Genomic DNA, 25,228 nt, shown 5'->3' with positions numbered 1-25,228 from the left:
ATTTAGCTCCTCGCTTATGCCGTCGCCAAGCCGAATTGTCCAGCGATTCCACGAGAGGCAGGGGTCATTTCAAGGCCATCTTGAAGCCGAGATGCGAAGGCTTGAAGCCAAGCCTTTCGTAGAAACGATGGGCATCCCTGCGTATGGCATTCGACGTCAGCTGTACCAGCCGCACGCCGCGGCCTTTTGCCTCTGATATTGCGAATTCGATCATTCCGGTGCCGATGCCCTGCCCGCGCATGTCAGCCCGCGTCTGCACCGCCTCGATGATCATCGTCGAAGAACCACGGCCTGTCAGCGAGGTCGTGAGCATCATCTGGAACGTGCCGACGACTTCGCGGCCGCACTCTGCGACATAAAGCGTCTGGTCGGGCGAAGCCTCAATGACGGCGAAGGCCCTGGCATAGTCGGCAAAAGCCCCGGCAACCGTCGTATCGCCGTGACCGCCGAGAGCATCGGCGGCAAACAGCGCCACAAGCGCCGGCAGATCATCCCTGTGCGCTTCGCGAATGAGAATATCGGACAACTTGACCGCCACGGGATCAATGCCCTTCCAGCGGTTTTTCGAAAATCAGCGAGGGAATGCCGGATTGTCCGGGCCCGCTGTTCTCATTGCGGCCGACTTCGGTGAAGCCATGCGCCCGGTAGAAGGCGATCGCCGCCGCATTCTGCGGCTCGACTTCCAGGCGCATGATCTCAGCATCCGGAAAGCAGGTTTCGAGCTCGGCGAAGACATCGCGGCCGATGCCCTGGCGCTGCAGCGACGGACTGACATAGAGGAGATGCAGCATGACCGTCTTCGTCAGCGCGTGCGACATCGCCGCATAACCCACGCCGCCGATGTTGCGGCCGTTATCGGCGACGAGGAACTCGGCGTCCCTGCGCACCAGCCGCGCCTTCAGCGCTGCCGGCGTAAAGAGATGGGCGATCAGATCGTCCACCTTTGTTTTGCCGTGGAGCTCGTCATAGGTGGCGTGAAAGCTCTCCGCCAGAAGGACGCGCACCTTCTCGAGGTCGCGCTCTCCGGCGGTGCGGACGAAATACACGGGCTATTCCTCGATGCCGAGCTTCGCCTTGACGAGCGCCTGGACCGCCTGCGGATTGGCCTTGCCGCCGGTCGCCTTCATCACCTGACCGACGAACCATGCCGCCATGGTCGGCTTCGCCTTGACCTTTTCGACCTGTTCGGGATTGGCGGCGATGATCTCGTCCACGGCCTTTTCGATGGCGCCGGTATCCGTCACCTGTTTCATGCCGCGCGCTTCGACGATCTCTGTGGGATCACCGCCCTCGGTCAGCACGATCTCGAAAAGGTCCTTGGCGATCTTGCCGGAGATGGTCCCAGCCTTGATGAGGTCGATGATGGCGCCAAGCTGAGCCGGCGAAACCGGCGTCTGTTCGATATCCTTGCCGGTGCGGTTCAACGCGCCGAGCAGGTCGTTGATCACCCAGTTTGCCGCCGTCTTGCCGTCGCGGCCAGTGGCCACGGCCTCGAAATAATCGGCGATCGCTTTTTCGGATACGAGCACGGAAGCATCGTAGACCGACAGGCCGAGCTCGCGCACGAAGCGCTCCTTCTTGTCGTCGGGTAATTCCGGCAGATCGGCTTCGAGCGCCTTGATGAAGGCATCGTCGAATTCGAGCGGCAGCAGGTCCGGATCGGGGAAGTAACGATAGTCGTGCGCATCTTCCTTGGAGCGCATCGAGCGCGTCTCGCCCTTGTTGGGGTCGAAGAGGCGCGTTTCCTGCTCGATCTCGCCGCCATCCTCCAGAATGCCGATCTGGCGGCGGGCTTCGTATTCGATCGCCTGACCGATAAAGCGGATGGAGTTGACGTTCTTGATCTCGCAGCGCGTGCCGAAAGCCTCGCCGGGACGACGGACGGAGACGTTGACGTCGGCGCGCATCGAGCCTTCGTCCATGTTGCCGTCGCAGGTGCCGAGGTAACGCACGATCGAACGCAGCTTGGTCATATAGGCCTTGGCCTCGTCGGACGAGCGCATGTCGGGCTTGGAGACGATCTCCATCAGCGCCACGCCGGAACGGTTCAGGTCGACATAGGACATGGTCGCGTGCTGGTCGTGCATCGACTTGCCGGCATCCTGCTCCAGGTGCAGGCGTTCGATGCCGATCTCGATGTCCTCGAACTGGCCCTGACGGTCCGGCCCGAGCGAAATGACGATCTTGCCCTCGCCGACGATCGGATCCTTGTACTGAGAAATCTGATAGCCCTGCGGCAGGTCGGGGTAGAAGTAGTTCTTGCGGTCGAAGACCGAACGCTTGTTGATCTCAGCTTTGAGGCCGAGACCGGTGCGCACGGCCTGCTTGACGCATTCCTCGTTGATGACGGGCAGCATGCCGGGCATGGCGGCATCGACCAGCGAAACATTCGAATTCTGCGGCTTGCCGAATTCCGTCGAAGCGCCGGAGAAGAGCTTCGAATTGGACAGCACCTGGGCATGGACTTCCATGCCGACGATGACTTCCCAGTCGCCGGTGGCGCCGGGAATGAAGCGTTTTGGATCGGGCGTGCGGACGTCGACAATGGTCATCTGATGCTCTTTGCAGGCTGTTCTTTTCCACTGGTGAGGTAAAGGAAATGGCATTCCGGTGCAAGGCTTTCCCCATCGCGGACCGCGGTTTGACGGGCGACATTTGCCGCGGGTTAACCGGGGCATGGCAGTGTAGCCGCATGACCATGACTGACATCACCAAAATGGCCGCACTGTTGCTGGCGCTGAACCTGATCGTCTTTTCGGTCTATCTCCTCGACAAGCAGGCGGCGCGCCAGGGCGGGTGGCGCATCAGCGAGCGTACGCTTCTGATCCTTGCGCTGATCGGCGGCAGCCTCGGTGCGGTGGCGGCACAGCAGATCCTGCGCCACAAAACGAGGAAGGAGCCGTTCCGGTCGATCCTGGCGGCGATCCTGATCCTCCACGGCGCCTTGGCAACGGTGCTGGCCTTCGCGCCGCTATGGGCCCCTCGCCTTCATCTGAATTTTTGAAACCTCAGAATTCCTGCCCGTAGCCGCCTTGGCTGTCCGAAACCAGCGGCTTCGTCAGCCCGACAGAGGGCACGTCGCGGTCAAGCTTCGGATTATAGGCGACCGACAGCCAGTGGATGCCATATCCGTGCTTCTGGAAAAAGCCGATTGCCTCGCTGTTGCCGGAATGGGTCTGCACCGCCGCCGTCTCGAAGCCTCGGCCGGCGATATCCTTCTCGATGCGTTCGAGAAGGGCTGAGCCGAGTCCCTGCCGGGTGAAGATGGGATCGATCCAGAAATCCGAGATGGTTTCATCCAATCCCTCGCGTGCAGCCCAGCCTGCGACCTGGCCGTTCTGCTCGATGACGGTGATGGTCAGCCAGTCATTCTCCACAAAATTGCGAAAGGCGTTGCGCGCCGCGTCGATCATCGCATCCGATTCGCCGATCGACGCCATCGCCTTTTGCCAGGCCCTGAGCCCGATCTCGCTCAATAGCTCCGCTTCCCCGTCGCGGGCATTGCGAATGTGGATCAACGACACCTCCGCGTTACCCCTCTGACTAGATCACTGAGTCGCGGACTTTACCAGTAGCTGCAAAGGCATGATCAACCGAAACCAGGGTTTTCGACCAGGTTTCATCGACAGGGATGCTCTTGACCGCTTTTTCCGCGCTGAATAATAGAACTGATCGAGGTGTTTTATGTTGAGCCTTCCTGAGACCCGGTAAAGGCCCTGCCCGCAAGTTTTCTTGCGCGCATAGGCCCGAAAAAACGAAGCCCTGACGTTCGAATGCGCGCCAGATCGTTTTTGTGCGCGCCTACGGCGCGATACCGGATCTCACAACATGGACATTTCCCGCACGGAGCAGCGCATCCTGCATCTCATGGCCCAAGGCGGCCGCATCGAAATTATCCGAGACGACAACAGAAAGATCGAGAACGTCAGTTGCTTCACCCGCGACGGCTGGCGCTATCCCGGCGTCGACCTCGATCTCTTCCGCAGACTGAAGCGGCTAAAGGCGATCAGGTCTTCAGGCGGTCAACCCTACCGGATTACCGAACGAGGGCTGAGACTGGTCAGGTCGCAGCTGGACAATAGATAGGGTCAGGCGACCGACGCGCTCTGACCGTGCCTCAGACCGCGCGTTCAGGGTTGAGCGTAAGCGGAGTTTTGATCGCACCTTCCGGATCAGTGTCTGATTGACGATGTTGAGCTCGAACGAGGGCTTAGACATGTCGTTTTGATTCCAATACAGTCGAACGATCCTCAACGCCAATTGCTCTCAATCGTAAGAATGCGCTCTTAACCGGTTCCGGCACAGGAGCCGAACATTGGCGACCATTGCCTCGTTCATCAAAACGGCAAAGCTCATCGGCGTCGATGGCCTATCTGGCAGACGTGGTTACCAGGATCGTCAATCGCCACACCAACAGCCAAATCGATGCCCTGGTTTACAGGATAAGGGAAAAGAGAGTTAAATTCGGCTTTAGCTTTCGCTAAGGAGCGCTTCATCAAACCATACGTCCTCATAGTCCCCGTCGATCAAGAAACGCCATCCCGGGGCAAGGCCAAGATATTGTTCAACGATCGGAGCCCAATCAGCCAAGTGACTGATATGAAGCGGACTGAAAAAATCATCCGCAAAAGAGTATTCACCTGCCCAGATGTACCAACCAGTTGTGTTTCCTACTACTGGGTGCCGGAGGCCATTAATCGGCCGAAAGCCAGATTTAACATTGCGAGCAATTCCGACAATTTGATGAGGCAGCGGAGCGACAAGTGGGGAGCCATAGCGATCGCAGATCTCCTTCTGGGCTATTGCAAGGCTCTTATTCAAATCCATTTTCCTTTTTCATCTGACGAGAAAAATTGCTTAAGTATCCGCCTTGTTTAGCAGAGCAGATAACACACTGTGGCTGAACCGATTTTATATCTCGCATCCGCGTTTTGTCGATTGATCCATTTTCATAATATTCTATTACGAGGGATTTGATATGATCGGCGATCATTTTTCCACCTGCGGCCCCACACTCAACACATGATTTACCTTGAACAAAGGTTCTTTGCTTTGGCGTAGTGGCATTCGAGGGGCGAGCGTATGCTTTTGTGGCTGGAGATTTGAACGTTCCCATCGACATGGGTGCGCCAATTCCGATGCCTTTGATATCGACGCCATGCATTTCTTTGTTAAAGAAACCGGCCGACGGGCTAAGAATATGTTTCTCCAGTTGCTCATCCATTTGATGCCGCTGGAACTCAAAGTTGCTGGCTTCACCTTCTTCTTCTACATCCGGCTCGTCACCGAATAGGCCGCCTGCAAACGACCTGCTGCCAGCTGTCGCTCCGGCGTTCAGACTGACGTTGATTTCAGATTTCAAGCCATCATCAGCGCGGGACAAGCGTCCATTAAGCGGCTCGGTGCTGCGCTGTCCCCAACTGTCTGAGTAATTGATCGAATGCCCATTCGGATCGGACTTATTGACCGGATCATTTTCGGAGTAGCTGTAGCGGTTTGTGCCGACCCCGTCTTTGGTCGGGTCCCAGTCATCCGGCGAGACGAACCGCCCGAACGCCGGATCGTAGTACCTGGCATTGAGATACATCAGCCCGGTTTCGGCATCGAAGCGTTCGCCGATATAGCTCTTCTTGGTCTGGAAGCTGGTGTTGGTGGCTTCGCCATAGGCGGCATAGCCGGTCTGCTCGACCCGGTAGCCGCTTTCGTTGGTCACCTGCCGCACCGAGGCGAGGTGATCACGGTGCAGGAAGAACTTGTCCTGCGTGGTGCTGCCTGATGTGACGACGATCTTGGCGTCGGGATGCGGATAGAGCGTGTAGATGTCGGTGCCCGGCGTCGAGCGGTCGATCTCGACATTGGCGTCGGGATAGAGCGTCGTGCCGAAGCCCCAGCTCTTCTTCACCCGGGCGCCGTCCGGGCCATAGGCGAAGCTCACCGTGGCGCCGTTCTCGGTGACGCTCGCCAGCCGGTTGGCGCCGTCCCAGCTCAGCGTGCGGCTGCCATCGGAGACCATGTTGCCGTTGGCGTCATAGTCGATGGTCTTGGCACCGATCTGCGTTGCCGCATGCGGGCGGATCGCTGATGCCGCGGGATAGACATAGCTGCCGATCCGCGTGCGGGAGAGAAGATTGTGATTGGTGTCGTAGCTGTAGGTCTCGTCGAGGCTGTTGTCGCCGCCATTGTCGGCGCCGGTCAGGCGAGAGAGATCGTCATAGCCATAGGTCCAGTTGTCGTTGGCTGCCAGACCGGTGATGGTCTTGATCCGGCCGAGTTTGTCACGGCTGTACTGATTGTCCATCAGCACCGTCGTGCCCTTCGCCGTCGTCACCCGGTCCAGCCAGCGCCGGGTCGGCGAATAGCTGAAGCTGGTCGTCACGCCATTGATGTAATTGATCGTCTGCGTCTGGCCGTCGGCCTCGTAGCTCGTCGAGTCGATCAGTCCCGGGATCCTGGAAAGCAGGTCGGCATCGTTGTAGAGCCAGGGCAAGGTCCTTTTGCCGACGACGATATTGGCAGGCTGATAACCGATCGCCGTGGTCTTGCCGGTCGGCCCGTGCTCGACGGTGGTCGTGCTCGCCACGCCGTCGATGACCGCCCGGGTGATGACCTTGTCGCCGGCGCCGTTATAGAAACGGGTGTAGGTCAGCGTCGCATTGGCGTTCTCGGCCTTGGTCAGCATGCCGGCATTGTGCGACTGGCCGGTGGCGGCCGGCTCGTCATAGCTGTTCTCAGCCAGCAGGGTCGGCACCGTCGCACCCGGTTCCGTCACCTCCTTGCGGGTGACCCGGCCCATCTGGTCGTAGGCCATCGTCGTCACCGCGCCGCGCGCATCCGTCTGGCGGATCAGCCGGCCGGCATCGTCATAGGCATAGGACCAGTTGCCGAGATCCGGATCGCTGGCCGTCAGCCGGTTGCCGAGCAGGTCGTAGGTGTAGGTCCATTGCGCGCCCTTCGGGTCGCGCACCCCCAGCAGACGGCCGAGCGGGTCGTAGCTGCGGTTTTCCGTGACCCAGTTCGCGCCGAACTGCGACTGCAGGGCGATGACATTGCCGTCCGCGTCGGCATAGCTGCGATGCGGATGGTTTTCCTCGTCGGTCAGGACCGTCAGCGACACCGGCAGTCTGGTGACGTCGGTCACAAGTGCCGACTGCGCCGCATATTGATAGAGCTTCTGGCTGGTGTCGGGATTGACCTGCTTGATCACCCGGTCCTGCCAGTCATAGCTGTTGGTCGTCCATTGTACCGTCTCAGGCTCGGTCGCGGCGGCCTTGAATCGGACAAGTGACGTCTTCTGCACGTTCCCACGGGCATCATAGGCGGTTTCGGTGATGCGAACCGGTCCGGTGGCAGACGCCCCGGGCGTCTCCACCTGCCAGGGCCGGCCGAGGCCGTCATAATAGGTGCGGCTGAAGACCTCGCCTGTCCCGTTGGTCCGCGGCGAAGAGGTCACCACCGCCTGCGTCGTCGGGCTGCCCTCGTTCTCGTAACGGGTGTTGAGGTAATTGCCCGATCCGGCATTCACATAGCCATAGGGCCGGCAATAGGCGTCATAGGTGAAGGTCTCGACGATGCCGTTCCAGTCGGTCTTTGTGGCCGGCAGACCGCAGACCAGATCGTAGGTGGTCGTGCTGGTGAAGCGGCTGTCACCCGTCAGGGCGCCATTGGCGAAGTAGCGCGGCGCCCGTTCCGCCACCGGGTAGAGGTGGTAGGTGGCGTCGTAGTCCCATTCGCTGCGGTTGCCAAGCGCATCGGTCTCGGCAATCCGGTTGCCGTAGGCATCATAGGCATAGCTGGTCGGCGACACCCGCGGCGTGCTGCCGACGCTCATATAGGCGAGCTTCTGCGTCAGGTTGCCCTTGACCGGCGGCGTCGCAACCGCCGTCGCGTCGTCGTAAAGATATTCCTCTTTGCTGCCGACCGGTGATGCGGCATCGACGCCGAAGCGGACCGTCTTCGAGGTCGGCAGCGAGACGATGTAGGCGGAGGTGTTCGGGGCGAAGGTGAAGGTCGTCGTCTTCTCGTCGCCGGTGGTGTTCACATTCTCCGTGCCGGCGGCATCCACCGTGCGGCCGCGATCCTTGATTTCCGTCACATTGCCGTAAGCATCGAAACTGCGCTCCGTCCGCAGGTAGGCCGTCGTGCCCCCCTCCGTCAGCTTCGTCGTCGTCGCAATGTTTCTGGCCTTGTAAGGCTTCGAGGCGATGCTGGCGTCATAGGTTTCGGTGATTGTCTTGGATGCCGTATTCGCTGCGTTGCGCAAAACCGTAGTGTCCGGCAGTCCGTAACTCGCCAGATCCTGTCGGTAGGTCGTCACGACGATCGGAGCGGCGGTATCTCCAGCTAGGATTGGTTTGGTCGTGCTGACGGTGCGATAACCCAGGAACTTCCGGGCGGCCGGATTGTAGAGACCCCCGGAATAAGAATAGCTGGTGGCGGCAGAGTTTCCGCGTCCATCGGCGACGGTCACCTTCGTCACCGGATGCATGACGACCGGCATGAAGCTGTTGGTAAAGCTCGTCGAAGGGGCGTAGTTGACCGAAATCGTCCCACCCGTTTCTAAGGTGACGGTCCGCAAGAGATTCGGGTTGCCCGGACCGATCATTGGAAATGACAGTGTCCGTCTGGGAAGCGACGAAGTCGGGAAGGCCATCGCCATTGAAGTCACCCGACAGACCGGAACCGCGCTGCAGGAAAGGCGAGACGACGAGACTGTTGCCGGAGCTTCCGAACCAGAGGCCGTAGGCTCTGAGGTCCTTGAAGGGATCAGTGTCCTTTCGATCCTTGGCGGCGACAACGTCGACCTTGCCGTCATTGTCCATGTCGCGCAGGATCGGCGTGCCCTCTAGGGCAAGGCCGCTGGCGACCTGAACGAAACTGCTGCCGGTTCCCAGCCAGACCGTCGCCACATAGGTCCCCGATCCGGACGGCGTCGCCTTGACAACGTCGGTTGTGCCATCGCCATTCATATCCGCAAGGGCGCAGTAATAGGACGCGGAACTGCAGTCAACGCCCATCGCCTGGCCGGTAAACGAGCTGCCGCCGGCGTATTTGTACGCGCTGAGAATCTGGCCTCTGACGTAACCCTGGCGACCGCCGCCAGAAAAATCTGCAACACCGCGAATATAATCGCCGACATTGAAGAGCTGATCGTATCCATCGCCGTCCGGATCCACGGACGCGTTCTTGACTGTATTAGAACCGTCGTAATCCGTGGGAATGGCGTTACAGACAGCAGTATTGGCGTTCGGGCACAGCGAAGTCGACACGTTCAACGAGGCATCGGTTGTGATAATGCCGCTAACACGGGTCTTGTCGATAATGCTGCATCTGTTTCGCACGTTATAGGTAAATGCGAGATCCTTGGTCAGCTTTCCCGACACAAAACGGCCGCCGAAATAGTTCGGAACCAGCGCTCCCTCATAACAAGAATTCGTTGGAACAGCGACAGTCGACGTGCCGGCGACAGCGCCGGTGCCGCTAAATTTCGTCAACGTAAATTTGAGGGGGTCAGCCACATATGTACGCAAACCCGAATCGTAGCGATAGGTAAGAAAAGAGCCATAGAACTCATCTCTGCCATCGAAGTTCAGGTCGCCGATTTGCCGGGAGAGGAAATAGGAAAGCTGCTTTGCAGGGTCCCCGGACGTCGGCGCAGGGAATTGATTGTTCAGCCTTGTGTAGCTGTAGTTGATGTTGTCATAAACCATCGACCGTATGGTCTTGTGGGTTCCACTGGTAATGTTGCTGTTATTGGAATCGACGACCAAATCGCGGCCGTAACGATCGACACGCACAAGGCGGGATGCGTTCGAAAAGGGCGCCTGATTGTAAAAGAGGGCGTAGCCGCCACTGAGGCCGGCTTCGGCAGCCACGCTATAAGCGACGGATTTCAACCGGTAACGGTTCCATGTAATGCCCGAACCATTGGCCACCGGCTGATAGTCAGGCCGCGGCTCGTAGCCGAACGTAATATAGGAGCGGCTGTCGTATTCGATCCGCGTCGGATAACAGGTGGGAATATCAGGGCAGGTATAGAAATAAGTCACCCGATTGCCGTTCGGATCCACCACCGAGGTGGGCAAATAACGCCCGCGCCAATTAGGATCACTATGTGGTGCGTTGGCAATTTCCGCCACAGACTGGAAGGTCGTCAACACCCCTTTATTGTCTGTAACTGTCCATCTGTTGGAACTGAGAATAATCCGCTGAGACGACTCATGTTCGGTTGTATGCGTCGATCCGGGCTGGCAGCTGGACGCAGCCGAACAGGCAACGAGAGGTTCGCCGTTCAGCACATAAACGTCACTGGCGTCACTCCATGTCGGGACGCCGCCACCGGGACTTTCCCGCTCAATGACATCGAGGCCGTCGAGACCCCAGCCGTATCCAAGCCAGCCTTGATACAGGCCGCCGAGCCGAGACTTGCGCGCCGAATCGTAACGAAGCGTCAGCCTGGGAGCAATATCGTAATAATCCGGCAGGTCGAGGCTGATGAGCTGTGTGAATGATCCATTGCTGGAGATTTGCGGAACCGATGCTTTCTCAGGCGCATTGACCGCAGCCGAATCCGGCTGGACTGTCGTGGCCGTCGCCGCTAGCGTGGTGGCGCCTGCCGCTTGCGTCGTATTCGACTCAGCCGACGAAGCCGCGTCCTTGGCCTGCCCGTCAACCGTCAGCGTCTCACCGTCGGCGGCGCCTTCGGCCGGCGCCAGACCTCCCTTGCCGAGCGTGGTTCGGTCGACCGTCTTATCTGGTTGCGAGGAAGCGTCAGCGGTGGAGGTGAGATTGGACGTTGCTGGAGCCTCGGTGGCTTTCGCGCCGAGGCCGGCCGTGCTTCCATTGCCAAGGCCACTGCCACTGGTTTTGGCGGTATCGGCCGCAACCGCGGTTCCGACAACCGCGGAGTTTATGCCCGGCGCGACAGACAACGCAAAGAGAACCGCTGCAGCCGAAGCCGCAACACGCAAACGAAACTGACGCATGAATCCCCCGGATGAATCAAGACGTACTGAAATTTCCACTCTCTAAAGTCGAAAATATTTAAGAACGCAAGTAGACAAGTGTGAGGTTCAAGAAATAATTCTCAATCATCAACAGCTGAGGTATTGATCGCATCTGAAGATAAGTTCAAGGAGATGCGGTGAACGATGCAAGTTCATCGGACGCCAAGCACAGAGAAGAGAGAATCCCCATAAGATTCGATGCAGGAGTCGGGGCTGAAAGCTTTGCTGTTTCGGCAATCTTGGGACCGACTCTGCAGCGGAGCCAAACGACGGGGAGTCGGCGGAAACGAGGACGTTGACCGAGATGGGATTCGGATCGATCTGTCGCTTATCGGTTGAAATTGAACTTCATCCCGGCAGTGCGTAGCGTGTCAGCACGGCCTGGCCATCTTCGATCGCAATCTCTATGGCTCGTTCACGATCTCCTGGGCGTCGGCGAGCTCTTGCACAACAGCCAGGAACAATTCCCGCTGCAGTGCCGGCAGCACCTGAGGAACGATGATGACCAGGCCGCATGCAATTCCTCTTTTGCGTAGAGTTTCCGGAAGTCGCGCGCGTTGTTCGTCACGAAGGTGAAATCACCCGCGACAATGCGAGGCATCAGATCCCAGTCGGTCTCGCCGCTTAGGCCAAGCCAGTTGACGTGAAAGCAGTCGTGCCCGTGATCTTGAGCCACGGCCACGAGCGATGTGTGCAGGCATTCATCGATCAGGAACTTCACGAAGTCGTGCCCGAGGATTTCCGGGACCCAGTCGTGGCGAGACGCAAACTCTTCACAGCCTTCACCTTCAGTCCCTGTTCCGACAGCTTCTTCGGCCGCCCTCGGGCCGGGTGAGCTGCCGTCCAGATTTCGGCGAGTTCCACCATCCGGGCCGTGACGGAAGGGTAACCCCCGACGATTTCTTCGGTAGTGGCGCCCTGCTGCTTCATCGCCGCGATCATGCGCACCGGAACTCGGGTTCCTTTGAATGCCGGCTCGCCACCGACGACCCCTTTGGTGCTTCGGATCGCGCGTTCGGCTTCTCGAAGGGTCTCTGCCCGCGCAGCCAGTTGCTCCCTTGCCCGCGCCACGTCGACGATTAGATAATCGTCTGCCCTCACCGTATCCGCATCAGGATTCTCGTCGATCGTTTCGAACAAGCGTTTGCGGCGCTCCGCAGAGAGGATCGATCCCACACCATACCAGAGCTTCAGGCGGAGCAGGTCGTCATCCGAAAGTTCTCGGCCAGCGCGGCCAAAATGTGCCTTGATGATCCGCTTGTCGATTGCATTATGGACCGACTTTACAGCAATCTCACTGACAGCTGCTGCTTCGGCGGGCGTGTAGGCGCGTGATGTGGCAACCATAATCATTCTCCTTCAGGAGAATATATATTGAGCGAAGGTTGGCGTAAAGACCGACTGCAATTTCGGCTATCACGAGCAATGGCAGCTTCACTTTTTCGGCCGCCGTTTCAACAAACAGAGGCCTCTATTTCCAAAACGGTTGCAGGTGATCCACGACGTCGATGCTCGCGTTATAAACGCTGCGTTCCAGCGAACTGATATAGGTACGATCGATGCCTGCTTGATGTGCGAGCTCCTCTTGCGACAGGCCTTTTGGGGACAGTCAGGTCGCAGCAGATAGGTCCGGCAACCCTGATCGCGCCTTAAACCGACGCGGTCAGGGCAAAGCTCAAGCCTTTGGAGACAATTCCGCCCGCATCACCGCCCACTCGTCGGGCAGTGCGCCCGTGCCGCGCATCTTGCCGGCGCGGCGATACCAGTAGTCGGCATTCCAGTCGTCGCCCTCGATGCGATGGCAGAGGGCGTGGCCCCAGTCGAACGGCTGTTCGCCTTCGTGGCGCTGACAGATATCGTGAACCGCCTGCCAATCCGCGCCCATGGTGAAGCCGCCGGCGGCAAGGCGGTCGATTGCCTCGATCAGGCGGATAAGATCATTGCCTGCCATGAAGCCCTCCCAGTTTGGTTATTGCTCAGCCTAGCTGCTTCTCCAGGTGCACCTTTTCGAGCGGGACGCCCATGCTCCTGGAGAATTCGATACCGTGCCAGATGATGGTGAAACCGCAGCGTTTGTAAAGCCGGATCGCGCCTATGTTCCTGGCATGCGTGTCGATCCGGGCGGTCGTCAGTCCTTCGGCCGTCATCAGCTCGCACAGATGCAACAGCAGAGCCCCGCCCAACCCCTTGCCCTGATGATTGGGATGCACCCAGAGATCGGACACATAGTTGGGTTGGCCTTCACGTGCGCCCCAGCCGACGATCTCCGCGTCGAGTTCGGCAACGAAGATCTCACCTTTTGTCTCTCGCGGAAACACTGTGAACTCTTGCCTGACTCTGGCAATCACATCGGGGTCGCGATAACTGTGGTCGAAGGCATCGGCTGCGGCCCATGAGGCAAAGCCGACGGCGCCGACCGTTTCGTGGTCGGCAAAGGCTATCTTTCGGATCGTGAGACCCGTTACCACCACTTGGCCGGCGTAAACTTGCCGGCAGCCTGCTCGATGACGTAGGCGGTCTTGAAGAGGGTTTCCTCGTCGAAGGCCTTGCCGATCAGCTGCAGGCCGAGCGGCAGGCCCTTCTGGTCGAGGCCGGCGGGAACGGCGATGCCGGGCAGGCCCGCCATGTTGACCGTCACCGTGAAGATGTCGTTCAGATACATCTTCACCGGATCGGCGGCGAGGTTTTCGTCAGCAACGCCGAAGGCAGAGGACGGCGTCGCCGGCGTCAGGATGGCGTCGACGCCGGCATCGAAGGCCAATTCGAAATCGCGCTTGATCAGCGTGCGGACCTTCTGGGCGCGGATGTAATAGGCGTCGTAGTAGCCGGCCGACAGCACGTAGGTGCCGATCATGATGCGGCGCTTGACTTCCTTGCCGAAACCGGCGGCGCGCGTCTTTTCGTACATGTCGACGATATCCTTGCCGTCGACGCGCAGGCCGTAGCGCACGCCGTCGTACCGCGCGAGGTTCGAGGACGCCTCGGCGGGCGCGACGATGTAATAGGCCGGAAGCGCGTATTTGGTGTGCGGCAGGGAGATATCGACGATCTCGGCGCCGGCATCTTTCAGCCAGGCAATGCCCTGGCGCCACAGGGTCTCGATCTCCTCAGGCATGCCGTCGACGCGGTATTCGTTCGGAATGCCGATCTTCATGCCCTTCAGCGACTGACCGAGGACGGCCTCATAATCGGGCACCGGCAGATCGACGGATGTCGTGTCCTTCGCGTCGACGCTTGCCATCGACTTCAGCAGGATCGCGGCGTCGCGCACATCACGGGCGATCGGGCCTGCCTGGTCGAGCGAGGAAGCAAAGGCGACGGTGCCCCAGCGCGAGCAGCGGCCATAGGTCGGCTTGATGCCGACGGTGCCGGTGAAGGCGGCCGGCTGGCGGATCGAGCCGCCGGTATCGGTCGCGGTGGCGCCGGCGCAAAGATGGGCGGCAACAGCAGCGGCCGAGCCGCCGGAGGAGCCGCCCGGGACGAGTTGCTGGTTGGAGCCCTCTGCCCGCCAGGGATTGATCACCGGGCCGTAATAGGACGTCTCGTTGGACGAGCCCATGGCGAATTCGTCCATGTTCAGCTTGCCGAGCATGACGGCGCCATCATCCCAGAGGTTCTGCGTCACGGTCGACTCGTAACGCGGCTCGAAACCATCGAGAATATGGCTGCAGGCCTGGGTGTGGACGCCGACGGTGGCGAAGAGATCCTTGATGCCGAGCGGGATGCCTTCGAGCTCGCCCGCCGAGCCAGCTGCAATCCGCTCGTCGGACTTCCTGGCCATGACGCGGGCGAGATCCGGCGTTGTTTTTACGTAGGCATTCAGCCGGTCATTGGCCGCATCGATCGCCGAAATATAGGCTTCAGTCAGTTCGATTGCGGTGATTTCCTTGGCGCGGAGCTTCTCGCGGGCTTCGGCAATGGTCAGGCTGGTGAGTTCGCTCATCGTGTTTTCGCTTCGGTCTTGAAAATGGCAACAGGGGCGGAAAGAGGCCTTCGAAGCCTTATTCGACGACTTTCGGCACCAGGAAGAAATTATGGTCGGTGACGGGCGCATTGGCGACGATATCGGCGGCCTTGTTGCCATCGGTCACCTCGTCGGTCCGCTTCTTCATCGCCATCGGGGTCACCGACGTCATCGCCTCGACGCCATCGACGTTGACTTCGGAGAGCTGCTCGACGAAGCCGAGGATGCCGTTCAGCTCGCCGACCATGCGATTTGCCTCATCCTCGGAGACGGCAATACGAGCAAGTTTGGCAACGCGCTTCACGGTGGCAAGATCGACGGACATGGCATTCTCCGGATAGGATTTTTCCTACCCGCTATAAAGGCCATGTTCGCCCGGTGCAACGGGGTTTCGTCAGATCGACAGGCTCTCGGCAGGCTTCAGCGCCCTCGCCTCAGTCTTCGACCCCTCCATGCCGGCAACGAATTTGTCGGCCGTCTGGTCGATGATCGGGAAGGTGCCGTAATGGCAGGGGATCGCGGTCTTGAAGCTGAAATAGCGCTGGCAGGCGAGTGCCGCCACCGCGCCGCCCATGGTGAAGCGGTCGCCGATCGGCACGAAGCCGATATCGGGCTGGTGCAACTCGTTGATCAGCGCCATGTCGGAGAAGATGTCGGTGTCGCCCATGGCGAAGATCGAGGCTTCGTCGTCGAAATGCAGCATCAGACCATTGGCGTTGCCGAGCGCATGCGAGACGCCGTCCTCGGTGATCTGGGCCGAGGAATGCAGCGCATTGGTGAACGTCGCGGAGAAGCCGCCGAACGTGACCGTACCGCCGGTGTTGCCCATCTCGATCCTGTCGACGCCCTTGGAGCCGAGCCAAGCGGCGAGATCGGCATTGGCAAGAACGACCGCACCCGTCTCCCTGGCAAGCGCCACGGTGTCGCCGACATGGTCGCCATGGCCGTGGGTCAGCAGGATATGGGTGATGCCTGCCGACACATCCTTGATGTCCTGGCCGGAAAAGGAGGCGTTATGGCTGAGGAAGGGATCGAGCAGGATCTTCGCCTTTGATGTCTCGATGCGGAAGGCGGAATGGCCAAGCCAGGTGATCTTCATGAAATCTATCCTCACGTGATGCAAAACTGGATTTCGATGGTAAGGACATATCTCATGCGCCGGCAAAGGAAAGCGGCGGCGGCTTCAATTTCTTTTTGACGGGATGAAACGGCAATGACGGTGCTGACGATCGAGGAAATGGCCGAAATCCTTGCTCCCGGGCAGGCGATCGCCGGGCTCGATCTCGGCACCAAGACGATCGGGATTTCGATGTCGGATCTCGGCCGGCGTTTCGCCACGCCACGTCCGGTGATCCGCCGCGTCAAGTTCACGATCGACGCGCAGGCGCTGCTGGACTTCGCGATGGCGGAAAAGGTTGCCGGCTTCATCATCGGCATGCCGATGAATATGGACGGATCGGCGGGGCCGCGCGTGCAGGCGACGCGCGCCTTCGTGCGCAACATGGAGCAGAAAACGGTGCTGCCCTTCGTCTATTGGGACGAACGGCTTTCGACGGTCGCGGCCGAACGGACGCTCATAGAAATGGACGTTTCGCGCGCCAAGCGGGCCGAACGGATCGATTCGGCCGCGGCAAGCTTCATCCTTCAGGGCGCCCTCGACAGGCTGTCCTCGCTCGCAAGGTCTGCGGGAGACGAATTCAGCGCCTGACGCGCCTTCCACCAGGCGGCGATCAACTTGCGCTTTCTGAAGCCCATGATGGCGAAGACGACGAGGCTATCCACCGCAATGGCGCGGGCAACGAGCGGCGGGATGGTCTCCGGCGGCACACCGAGGGCTTCGCCATAGATCGCGAAGGTCAGGTCATGGACCTGCCGCGTCAGCATAAAGATGCCGAAATTCATGTCGTAATAGGAGAGCCAGTACCATGCGCCCAGAAAGACGATGGGACCGGCCCAGAAGATCAGAAACCACCTCATGCGGCTTCTCCTCCCTGCTTGCGGGCGACGGGCAGACCGAGGGAAACCAGCCAGGTCGACAATGCCATGATGCAAAGCACCAGCGTCGGAATTGCGATATCCAGCGCCAGGACTGCGAAGAACATCATTGCCGTCACCAGAATTGCGGCTTTGGCGATCTTGCTTCCCATGGGCGTCAACTCGCAGGTTCTCACTCGTATCATCTCTGCTCCCCGCCACACTGTCGGGTTAACCAGCCCCACGCAACGTAAACCATTCGTTAAGGTTAACGCCGCGCCTCCTCCCTGTGGATGAATGGGGCCCGTGGATGAAAGGGGGTCAGCCGTAGACGCCGCGCACGAGACGCTTCAGTGCCGTCGCGGCCTTCTCCCAGTCCTTCGACGTCTTCAGCGACAGGCCCGCGCACTGGCCGCCGGCGGCGCCGGAAAGCACGAGGTGCTGGATTGCCGCGATGACGACGGCATTGACGGCTGCCGCATCCATGCCCTTTGGCGGCGCCAGCGAACCGCGCATGCGATCCAGCCAAAGGGCGAGAGCCTTCGAACGGGCCTCGGACAACCGCCTCACCTGCTCGGTGTTTTCCGATACTTCCCAGGCGAGGATGCGGCGCATCAGCGGATCATTTCTCAAGGCGTCGAGCAGCAGAAGCGCCAGTCGCTCCATCAGATCGCCATAGGTGAGCATGAACATGCCGCCGGCATCTTCCGGAATGCGATCCCTCACCCATGTGCCGAGATCCGCGCCGATCGCCTCGACCAAACCGTCAAGGCCGCCATAGTAGCGGTAGATCAGCTGCTTGTCGCAGCCGGCGCGGCGGGCGACCGCATTGATGCCGAAATTCTGGAAGCCCTCCTGCGCCAGCAGGCCCTTGGCGGCGGCAAGGATGGCGCGCTCGGTGGCGCCGCGATCGCGCACGCGCCGTTCCGGCTCCGCGCCGACCTCCATCGAATTATCAAGATTTTCAGCTTCATTCAGCATCACCGACCGTTCCCCACTGTCACCAATCGGTGAGTAGCGGGGAGACCTTATCCGATCAATCCTATCCCCTTGGGAAGACTGTGGATATTTCCTCCAGCACTCAGAATCCGGCGTCGCATGGGCGCGAAAGGCGGCACGAAACCCTTCAGAAATCTCGTCCCGACGGTTGATCGCGATGGACGAACCCGGCATAGCTGCATTATGAACAAATCTAACAATCCCCGCTAAGGCCCTGCAATGGTGAATTATATCGAAGCCTCCTCCGCGCCGCCGAAGAATACGGGCGCCATCCGGCTTTACGATGCGCAGGCGTTCGAAGGCATGCGCAAGGCGTGCCAGCTGACCGCGCGCTGCCTCGATGCACTCGCCGATATCGTCAGGCCCGGCCTGCTCACCGACGAGATCGACCGATTCGTATTCGATTTCGGCATGGATCACGGCGCGTATCCGGCGACGCTGAATTATCGCGGCTACACCAAATCCACCTGCACCTCGATCAATCACGTCGTCTGCCACGGCATTCCGAACGACAAGCCGCTGCGCGAGGGCGACATCGTCAATATCGACGTTACCTTCGTGCTCGACGGCTGGCATGGCGATTCGAGCCGCATGTATCCGGTCGGCACGATCAAGCGCGCCGCCGAACGGTTGCTGGAAGTCACCTATGAATCCCTGATGCGCGGCATATCAGCCGTCAGGCCAGGCGCCCGCACCGGCGCGATCGGCGAGGCGATCCAGACCTATGCGGAAGCCGAGCGCTGTTCGGTGGTGCGCGATTTCTGCGGCCACGGCGTCGGCCGGCTGTTCCACGATTCGCCGAACATCCTGCATTATGGCCGCGCCAATGAAGGGCCGGAGCTGCGCGAAGGCATGATCTTCACCATCGAGCCGATGATCAATCTCGGCCGGCCGCATGTAAAGGTGCTCGCCGACGGCTGGACGGCCGTGACCCGCGACCGTTCGCTTTCAGCCCAGTATGAACACACGGTCGGCGTCACCGCCGAGGGCTGCGAAATCTTCACGCTGTCACCGGGTGGCCTCGACCGGCCCGGATTGCCGCCGCTTGCCAGGTGACGATCTGATGGCGAAGCGGCCTGTTGCGACATCTTCCGACGACACGCTGCCTTTCGAGACTGAAGAGCCTGTTGCCGACGAACGCTCGTTCTTCGGCGGCCGGCCGCAAAAACCAGCCGCGCCGAACGCACTGACCTCCCTACCCGCCTCGCTTTCCGGGCCGGAACATTATCACGGCCATCGCGAGCGGCTGCGTGACCGCTTCCGGGAGCTGGGCGATACGGCGCTCGCCGATTACGAAATCCTCGAACTCCTGCTTTTTCGGCTGATCCCGCGACGTGACACCAAGCCGATCGCCAAGGCGCTCATCGAACGATTCGGCTCGCTTTCCGGCGTCTTTGGCGCGCCGGCTGGTCTCCTGACGGAGGTGAAGGGCGTCGGCGAGAATGTCGCCCTCGATTTGAAACTGATCGCCACCGTCACTCACCGGACCCTGAAGAGCGAGATCAGAAGCAAGCAGGTTCTCTCCTCCTGGACCTCGGTCATCCAGTATTGCCACGCCGCCATGGCGCACGAGACACGAGAACAATTCCGCATCCTGTTCCTCGACAAGCGCAACGTGCTGATCGCCGACGAGGTGCAGGGCCGCGGCACGGTCGACCATACGCCGGTCTATCCCCGCGAGGTGGTCAAACGCGCGCTCGAACTGTCGGCAACGGCGATCATCCTCGTCCACAATCATCCCTCCGGCGATCCGACACCCTCGCGCGCCGACATCGACATGACGAAGGTGATCGTCGAGGCGGCCAAGGCGCTCGATATCGCCGTCCACGACCACATCATCATCGGCAAGGACGGCCATGTCAGCCTGAAGGGGCTGAAGTTGATGTAATCCCCCTACGCTGAGACGCGACTACATAACTATCGTCCGCCCCGAAGCCCTCCACGGAGACGACATGTCGAATGGTCCCAATGCTGTTCTCACTTCCGATGAGATCGACGCGATAGCGCGTGACGTCGTCGCAGAAGGACAGGCGGGCCGCACGTCGGCGGCATGGCAGAAGATCCAACCATTTCGAAAAGCCCAGCGTCGCCAGACTGAGGCCGCGATGGCATTGTTATGGATAGTTGACCAACAAAGCCTCGCAAGAGAAGACGCAACAGACGTTCTTTCCGAGATCGCAGATGCCCACGAAGACAATATCGATCTCCTTTCGGCGATCGGACTATGCCTGGAATCCGTCCGCGACATCGATGATCTGAACGCGCCACCGCCGGAACACCCGATATTTCAGTCGATGGTCGCGACGCTGGACCGCTTAGCCAAGCTTCATGATGGGCGGCCTGAACAGGAGCAGATACTGCGCGGGCTCGCCACGTCGGCGCGAATGATGGCACGCCAGATGGATGCAATCGCCGAGAACAGTCTCCGGAAACTGACGGAAATCGATCCACGGAACAGCGCGCATCAATACAATTTGGGCCTTTTCTACAAGACGCGGGGCAGATTCGCAGAAGGCGTAGCGGCGGGCCTGGCTGCTGCAAGCTTGCAGCGGGAGGTTATCGACAGCACCGAGTGGAACCTTGGAATCTGCGCCACGGGCGCAGGGGACGCCGAGACCGCTTTGGACGTGTGGAAGCGGATGGGTCAGAAGATCGAGCTTGGGCGGTTCGGGTTACCGGAAGGCGGGTATGCGGCCTGCAAGGTGAGACTTGCCCAGCGGCCTCTTGCTGAGCGGACGGCGGACTCGGATGATCCAGGGGAGGAGGAGACCGTATGGATCGAGCGTTTAAGTCCATGTCATGGCATTATTCGCAGCGTACTGTTCGGCAGTCTCGGCGTCGACTATGGCGATGTCGTCCTCATGGACGGCGCTCCGATTACGTATCATACCTACGGTGAACAAGAGGTCCCGGTCTTCCCGCATCTGGCAACGCTTGTGCGCCGGAACTACCAGTTTTTTGCTTTCGCGGGCACGCAAGAGACAGCAGGGCAACTGATCGATCTAAGCGGGGAATTGGACGAGGACGCCATTATCTATTCACACACCGAAAACTTTAGGATCATGTGCGCAAATTGCTGGCGCAACCCCGACATCGATCACGCCGATCATGAGAAAATGGAGAAACACGTCGTCACCGGTCGCATTGCCGCGCCGCCCGACATCGCACCTGCACGACTTCTGGATCTGATTGATAGGGGAATCGAAAAGCGAAAAACTTGCCAGCTCTATGCGCCCGATCTCTGCGCAGCGGCGGGGCAGTTGGCGCGCGAGCGGAGCGACAGACGTCGGTTTACTCTATTGACGGATAATTAGCGACATTCCTGCACGGAAAGGTCGCGGCCGAGCGCGCGCTGGACCGGCGGTCCGATTAGCGGCGCTCTGCTGTTCTTCCCGGCGGCAGCTGCCGACGCTCATTCTGCCGTTCGACCGGAGGTCGCAGGCAAGCATCCGAGGCAAGCGAACACTGCGGAAAGCTTCAGTTGACAGAGGTCGCCGGCGCGGGATTCTATGCAATCCTGCGCCGCCACTCGCTGAACAATACCCGCCCGAAATACCAAGAAGATAAAGCTTCATGACGATCTCCAGCGGTAACACTGATCGATCGACCCGGCTCTGCCGCGATGCGCTCTGCCTCGATGACTTTGAAATGAGGGCACGGCGGCATCTGCCTAAGCCTCTGTTCGGTTATATCGCCGGCGCGACCGAGACCAACGCGTCGCTGCGGCATAACGCAGAGGCCTTCAAGGCCTATGCCTTTCGGCCTCGTGTACTTCGGGACGTCTCGAGGCGCAGCACTGAGACGAGCCTCTTCGGCAAAACCTATGCCGCACCGTTCGGCATTGCGCCGATGGGGATCAGCGCGCTGATGGCCTACCGGGGGGACATTGTGCTCGCGCAAGGAGCGGACCAATCGGGAATCCCGATGATTATAAGCGGTTCGTCACTCATCCCCCTGGAAGAGATCGCGGCGGTTTCGCCACAAGCATGGTTTCAGGCCTATCTCCCCGGCGAACCCGACCGCATCGACGCTCTCATCGATCGTGTCGCCGCGGCCGGCCTCGCCACCCTTCTGCTGACCGTGGATACCGCCACGCTGCCCAATCGCGAAAATAATGTAAGGGCGGGGTTTTCGACGCCTTTGCGTCCCGGGCTCCGCTTGGCATGGCAGGGCATCTCGCATCCACGCTGGACAGCCGGTACATTCCTGCGCACGATTGTCCGGCACGGCATTCCGCATTTTGAGAATTCCTATGCCACAAGAGGCGCGCCGATCATCTCCTCGAACGTCACGCGCGATTTCGGCAAGCGTGACCATCTCAATTGGAGCCATCTGGAGCGGATACGCAAGCGATGGGCCGGCAAACTCGTGGTCAAGGGGATCATGCATCCTGAAGACGCGGCACGGGCCGCAGATACCGGCGCGGATGGAGTGATCGTCTCCAATCATGGCGGCCGCCAGCTCGACGGCACCGCATCTCCCCTTCAGGTCCTTCCGGAGATTGCGGCACGTGTTGGAGACAGCATTGCCGTCATGATTGACGGCGGCATCCGGCGTGGAACGGATATCATGAAGGCCCTCGCGCTTGGCGCCTGTTTCGTGTTCGTGGGCAGGCCGTTCCTTTATGCTGCAGCCGTCGCGGGGCTACCGGGCATGCTCAGAGCGGCGGATATCCTGAAAACGGAACTGCATAGCAATATGGCGTTGCTCGGGGTCAGTGGCGTGAGCGATATTTCCACGGATTACATCACTCGCGCATAAACAACCGTCGCGCGCTGACATCGATATGACGAAGGTGATCACCGACGCGGCGAAGGCACTTGATATCACTGTCGACGACCACATCATTATCGGCAAGGACGGCCATGTGAGCTTGAAAGGGCTGGACCTGATCTGAAAAGCACAGGTCCGGCTGAATCGGCAGCCGTAAAACAATCTGTAACATTGACCGGCTACCGATAGAGGAGCGACATTTTTGTCGCAAATGATTCCATTTCCAATCCGAGGCTAGAGGATGTTTCAGTACGATCTCGTTGTGGTGGGTAGCGGTCCCGCAGGGCGCCGCGGCGCGATCCAGGCTGCGAAACTCGGCAAGAAAGTGCTTGTCATCGAACAGGGCAAGCGCGTCGGCGGCGTGTCCGTCCATACCGGCACCATCCCTTCGAAGACGCTGCGCGAGACCGCGCTTAATCTCTCCGGCTGGCGCGAGCGCGGCTTCTATGGGCGATCCTACCGCGTCAAGCAGGAGATCAGTGCGGAAGACCTGCGTCGTCGCCTCTTGATTACGCTCAACCATGAAGTGGAGGTGCTCGAGCATCAGTTCGCCCGAAACCGTGTCCACCACATGCGCGGCAAAGCGAGTTTCATCGATTCCACCACCTTGCAGGTCATCAAGGATGATGGCGAAGCGCTGACGGTCAGCGGCGCCAGTATCCTGCTTGCCGTGGGCACGAAGCCTTTCCGGCCGGACTATATGCCGTTCGATGGCAAGACCGTGCTCGACAGCGACGAGTTGCTTGATATCGAAGAATTGCCGCGCACCATGGTCGTCATCGGCGCCGGCGTTATCGGCATCGAATATGCGACGATCTTCTCGGCGCTTGATACTGCCGTGACCGTGATCGATCCAAAGTCGACCATGCTCGACTTTATCGATAAGGAAATCGTCGAGGATTTCACCTATCAGCTGCGCGACCGCAATATGAAGCTGCTGCTCGGCACGAAGGCCGAGAAGGTCGAGCGGCTCGATAGCGGCAAGGTCCAGCTGACGCTCGACAACGGCCGCCATCTTGTGACCGACATGGTGCTCTTTGCCGCCGGACGTATGGGAGCCACCGACGCGCTGAACCTTCCGGCCATTGGACTGGAGGCCGACAGCCGCGGCCGTCTCAAGGTCAATCCGGAGACCTTCCAGACATCGGTTGCAAACATCTATGCCGCCGGCGACGTGGTCGGCTTTCCAAGCCTTGCCTCGACCTCGATGGAACAGGGCCGCATCGCCGCGCGCGTGGCGATCGGCGCGGTCGCCAAGGAGCCGCAGAAATATTTCCCCTACGGCATCTATGCGGTGCCGGAAATCTCGACCTGCGGTTTGACCGAAGAGGAGATGAAGGAGCGCGGCATCGCCTATGAATGCGGCATTGCCCGCTTCCGCGAAACCTCGCGCGGCCACATCATGGGCCTCGATACCGGGCTTCTGAAGCTGATCTTCTCGCTGAAGACCCGCCGACTGCTCGGCGTGCATATCGTCGGCGAAGGCGCCACCGAGCTGGTGCATATCGGCCAGGCGGTGCTCAATCTGAAAGGCACGGTCGAATATTTCGTCGAAAACACCTTCAACTATCCGACGCTCGCCGAAGCCTACAAGATCGCCGGCCTCGACGCCTGGAACCGGATGGGCGACATCAAGTCGGAACTCTGAAGGCGGCGCCACCATCTGATTCCGCCAGCTAAGATGGAGCCGAGAGCTTGCGCATCATTTCGCTGAATGCATGGGGCGGCCGACTGCACGAGGCCCTGATCGCCTATATCAGGCATGCCAACCCTGATGTGCTGTGCCTGCAGGAGGTGCTGCGGACGCCGAATGCCGACCACGGATGGTCGATATACCGGGATGCGGGGTTGGAACTGCCGCAGCGCGCCAACCTCTTCGATGAGATCGGCGCCGCCCTGCCCGGCCACGACGGCTTCTTCTGCCCGACATCGAGAGGCGAGCTCTTCGACGGCGACGCCGTCATTGTCGCTGAATTCGGGCTGGCGACCTTCGTCCGCAAATCACATTCCGTCATCGCCCAGGCGCTGGACTTCGTGCATGGCGGTTTTTCCGCCGATGGCTGGGGTGAACATCCCAGACCGCGCAACGCCCATTGCATCCGTCTGTTCAGCCACGAGCACGCTTCGACCGTCACCATCGTCCACATGCACGGCCTGCGCGATCCCGCCGGCAAGGGCGATACGGCCGCGCGTCAGGAGCAGGCTACAGCGCTGGTCCGGCTCATCGAGCGCGTCTGGCCCGGCGACGAGGGGCTCGTCGTCTGCGGCGACTTTAACGTTTTGCCTGACAGCACAACCTTTGCGATTCTCGCCGGACTTGGGCTTTCCGATCTCGTCACCGGAAACGGCCTTGTAGACACGCGAACCTCCTACTATCTCAAAGAGGGTCGATATGCCGACTACATGCTTGTGACACCGGGGGTGAATATCGCCAAATTCGAGGTGGTCGAGGCGCCGGAGGTATCCGACCACCGCGCATTGCTGCTTGACATCATGTAGTATATTGATGGTTGAG

At 60.0% G+C, this 25,228-nt stretch carries 26 protein-coding genes and 2 pseudogenes; 11 read left to right on the top strand and 17 right to left on the bottom strand.

The features are described 5' to 3' along the window. Positions 1–64: 64 nt before the first annotated feature. Genes NL154_RS08545 through gatB form a run of 3 tightly spaced genes read right to left on the bottom strand, consistent with a single transcriptional unit; the run spans position 65 to position 2,552 of the window. The gene (locus tag NL154_RS08545; RefSeq protein ID WP_434733896.1) at positions 65–538 is read right to left on the bottom strand and encodes a GNAT family N-acetyltransferase; all 474 of its coding nucleotides are present in this window, start codon (positions 536–538) and stop codon (positions 65–67) included. A gap of 4 nt (positions 539–542) precedes the next feature. Continuing rightward, positions 543–1,046: a GNAT family N-acetyltransferase gene (locus NL154_RS08540; protein WP_210631551.1), complete on the bottom strand. Its 504-nt coding sequence runs from the start codon at positions 1,044–1,046 to the stop codon at positions 543–545. Between the two features lie 3 nt (positions 1,047–1,049). Beyond that, complete coding sequence (gatB, locus tag NL154_RS08535) at positions 1,050–2,552, bottom strand: Asp-tRNA(Asn)/Glu-tRNA(Gln) amidotransferase subunit GatB (RefSeq protein ID WP_434733895.1); 1,503 nt, start codon at positions 2,550–2,552, stop codon at positions 1,050–1,052. 140 nt (positions 2,553–2,692) lie between these two features. Between gatB and NL154_RS08530 the strand changes: the two genes are divergently transcribed. After that, positions 2,693–3,004, top strand: coding sequence for a DUF1294 domain-containing protein (locus NL154_RS08530; RefSeq protein ID WP_434733894.1), 312 nt, complete (start codon positions 2,693–2,695; stop codon positions 3,002–3,004). A gap of 4 nt (positions 3,005–3,008) precedes the next feature. On the opposite strand, the gene NL154_RS08525 is transcribed toward NL154_RS08530, so the two are convergent. Next, positions 3,009–3,518 carry a GNAT family N-acetyltransferase gene (locus NL154_RS08525; protein ID WP_434733893.1) on the bottom strand — a complete coding sequence of 170 codons (510 nt, stop codon included), beginning with the start codon at positions 3,516–3,518 and terminating at the stop codon, positions 3,009–3,011. Positions 3,519–3,828: 310 nt separating this feature from the next. Between NL154_RS08525 and NL154_RS08520 the strand changes: the two genes are divergently transcribed. Continuing rightward, positions 3,829–4,086: a YjhX family toxin gene (locus NL154_RS08520; protein ID WP_221164389.1), complete on the top strand. Its 258-nt coding sequence runs from the start codon at positions 3,829–3,831 to the stop codon at positions 4,084–4,086. A 140-nt stretch (positions 4,087–4,226) separates the two neighbouring features. Next, positions 4,227–4,484, top strand: a pseudogene (locus tag NL154_RS08515) (transposase domain-containing protein); the annotation flags it as partial. On the opposite strand, the gene NL154_RS08510 reads toward NL154_RS08515, so the two are convergent. The 10 genes from NL154_RS08510 to NL154_RS08465 all read right to left on the bottom strand — a co-directional run bounded on the left by NL154_RS08510 (position 4,471) and on the right by NL154_RS08465 (position 16,066). Continuing rightward, positions 4,471–4,827: an immunity protein Imm33 domain-containing protein gene (locus tag NL154_RS08510; RefSeq protein ID WP_210631556.1), complete on the bottom strand. Its 357-nt coding sequence runs from the start codon at positions 4,825–4,827 to the stop codon at positions 4,471–4,473. The pseudogene NL154_RS08515 and the gene NL154_RS08510 overlap by 14 nt on opposite strands. Beyond that, a complete protein-coding gene (locus NL154_RS08505; RefSeq protein WP_434733892.1) occupies positions 4,814–8,602 on the bottom strand; it encodes an RHS repeat domain-containing protein in 3,789 nt (1,262 codons plus the stop codon). Before NL154_RS08505 ends, NL154_RS08510 begins: the two co-directional genes overlap by 14 nt. A gap of 2,816 nt (positions 8,603–11,418) precedes the next feature. Then, a complete protein-coding gene (locus tag NL154_RS08500; protein WP_434733891.1) occupies positions 11,419–11,724 on the bottom strand; it encodes a DUF5615 family PIN-like protein in 306 nt (101 codons plus the stop codon). Continuing rightward, positions 11,721–12,350: a DUF433 domain-containing protein gene (locus tag NL154_RS08495; RefSeq protein ID WP_221124183.1), complete on the bottom strand. Its 630-nt coding sequence runs from the start codon at positions 12,348–12,350 to the stop codon at positions 11,721–11,723. Before NL154_RS08495 ends, NL154_RS08500 begins: the two co-directional genes overlap by 4 nt. Before the next feature lie 124 nt (positions 12,351–12,474). Further along, entirely contained in the window at positions 12,475–12,564 is a 90-nt protein-coding gene (locus NL154_RS08490; RefSeq protein WP_405048802.1) for a hypothetical protein, read from the bottom strand. A gap of 114 nt (positions 12,565–12,678) precedes the next feature. Next, a complete protein-coding gene (locus NL154_RS08485) occupies positions 12,679–12,954 on the bottom strand; it encodes a hypothetical protein (RefSeq protein WP_434733890.1) in 276 nt (91 codons plus the stop codon). A 25-nt stretch (positions 12,955–12,979) separates the two neighbouring features. After that, positions 12,980–13,474, bottom strand: coding sequence for a GNAT family N-acetyltransferase (locus NL154_RS08480; protein WP_221124185.1), 495 nt, complete (start codon positions 13,472–13,474; stop codon positions 12,980–12,982). Next, positions 13,465–14,946: an Asp-tRNA(Asn)/Glu-tRNA(Gln) amidotransferase subunit GatA gene (gene gatA / locus NL154_RS08475; RefSeq protein ID WP_210628099.1), complete on the bottom strand. Its 1,482-nt coding sequence runs from the start codon at positions 14,944–14,946 to the stop codon at positions 13,465–13,467. The genes NL154_RS08480 and gatA overlap by 10 nt, the downstream gene beginning before the upstream one ends. Before the next feature lie 58 nt (positions 14,947–15,004). Further along, positions 15,005–15,292 carry an Asp-tRNA(Asn)/Glu-tRNA(Gln) amidotransferase subunit GatC gene (gene gatC / locus NL154_RS08470; protein WP_009992749.1) on the bottom strand — a complete coding sequence of 96 codons (288 nt, stop codon included), beginning with the start codon at positions 15,290–15,292 and terminating at the stop codon, positions 15,005–15,007. Positions 15,293–15,361: 69 nt separating this feature from the next. Further along, entirely contained in the window at positions 15,362–16,066 is a 705-nt protein-coding gene (locus NL154_RS08465; RefSeq protein WP_210628100.1) for a metal-dependent hydrolase, read from the bottom strand. 114 nt (positions 16,067–16,180) lie between these two features. Here NL154_RS08465 and ruvX point away from each other — a divergent pair, with 114 nt between their 5' ends. Continuing rightward, positions 16,181–16,675 carry a Holliday junction resolvase RuvX gene (ruvX, locus tag NL154_RS08460; RefSeq protein WP_434733889.1) on the top strand — a complete coding sequence of 165 codons (495 nt, stop codon included), beginning with the start codon at positions 16,181–16,183 and terminating at the stop codon, positions 16,673–16,675. On the opposite strand, the gene NL154_RS08455 is transcribed toward ruvX, so the two are convergent. The 3 genes from NL154_RS08455 to NL154_RS08445 form a co-directional block, all read right to left on the bottom strand. Continuing rightward, a complete protein-coding gene (locus NL154_RS08455; RefSeq protein ID WP_210628102.1) occupies positions 16,612–16,944 on the bottom strand; it encodes a DUF6105 family protein in 333 nt (110 codons plus the stop codon). The genes ruvX and NL154_RS08455 overlap by 64 nt on opposite strands. Further along, the gene (locus tag NL154_RS08450) at positions 16,941–17,114 is read right to left on the bottom strand and encodes a hypothetical protein (RefSeq protein WP_210628103.1); all 174 of its coding nucleotides are present in this window, start codon (positions 17,112–17,114) and stop codon (positions 16,941–16,943) included. The genes NL154_RS08455 and NL154_RS08450 overlap by 4 nt, the downstream gene beginning before the upstream one ends. A 148-nt stretch (positions 17,115–17,262) precedes the next feature. After that, positions 17,263–17,922: a TetR/AcrR family transcriptional regulator gene (locus NL154_RS08445; RefSeq protein WP_210628104.1), complete on the bottom strand. Its 660-nt coding sequence runs from the start codon at positions 17,920–17,922 to the stop codon at positions 17,263–17,265. 237 nt (positions 17,923–18,159) lie between these two features. Between NL154_RS08445 and map the strand changes: the two genes are divergently transcribed. From map to NL154_RS08410, 7 genes and pseudogenes are all read left to right on the top strand, one after another. After that, positions 18,160–18,996, top strand: a complete 837-nt coding sequence (gene map, locus NL154_RS08440) for a type I methionyl aminopeptidase (protein WP_210628105.1) — start codon at positions 18,160–18,162, stop codon at positions 18,994–18,996. Between the two features lie 7 nt (positions 18,997–19,003). Next, complete coding sequence (gene radC / locus NL154_RS08435) at positions 19,004–19,828, top strand: RadC family protein (protein WP_210628106.1); 825 nt, start codon at positions 19,004–19,006, stop codon at positions 19,826–19,828. Positions 19,829–19,892: 64 nt separating this feature from the next. Next, positions 19,893–21,254, top strand: a complete 1,362-nt coding sequence (locus NL154_RS08430) for a prenyltransferase (RefSeq protein WP_210628107.1) — start codon at positions 19,893–19,895, stop codon at positions 21,252–21,254. Positions 21,255–21,513: 259 nt separating this feature from the next. Then, positions 21,514–22,701, top strand: a complete 1,188-nt coding sequence (locus NL154_RS08425; protein ID WP_434733888.1) for an alpha-hydroxy acid oxidase — start codon at positions 21,514–21,516, stop codon at positions 22,699–22,701. A gap of 4 nt (positions 22,702–22,705) precedes the next feature. Next, a pseudogene (locus tag NL154_RS08420) lies at positions 22,706–22,837 on the top strand (JAB domain-containing protein); the annotation flags it as partial. A 117-nt stretch (positions 22,838–22,954) separates the two neighbouring features. Then, a complete protein-coding gene (gene sthA / locus NL154_RS08415; protein WP_434733887.1) occupies positions 22,955–24,361 on the top strand; it encodes a Si-specific NAD(P)(+) transhydrogenase in 1,407 nt (468 codons plus the stop codon). A 47-nt stretch (positions 24,362–24,408) separates the two neighbouring features. After that, positions 24,409–25,212, top strand: a complete 804-nt coding sequence (locus NL154_RS08410; RefSeq protein WP_430961661.1) for an endonuclease/exonuclease/phosphatase family protein — start codon at positions 24,409–24,411, stop codon at positions 25,210–25,212. Positions 25,213–25,228 lie beyond the last annotated feature (16 nt).

Origin of the sequence: Rhizobium sp. YTUHZ044 (assembly GCF_051123975.1) — a bacterium.
Taxonomy (GTDB): domain Bacteria; phylum Pseudomonadota; class Alphaproteobacteria; order Rhizobiales; family Rhizobiaceae; genus Rhizobium.
This window is presented reverse-complemented; position numbering and strand designations above follow the sequence as displayed.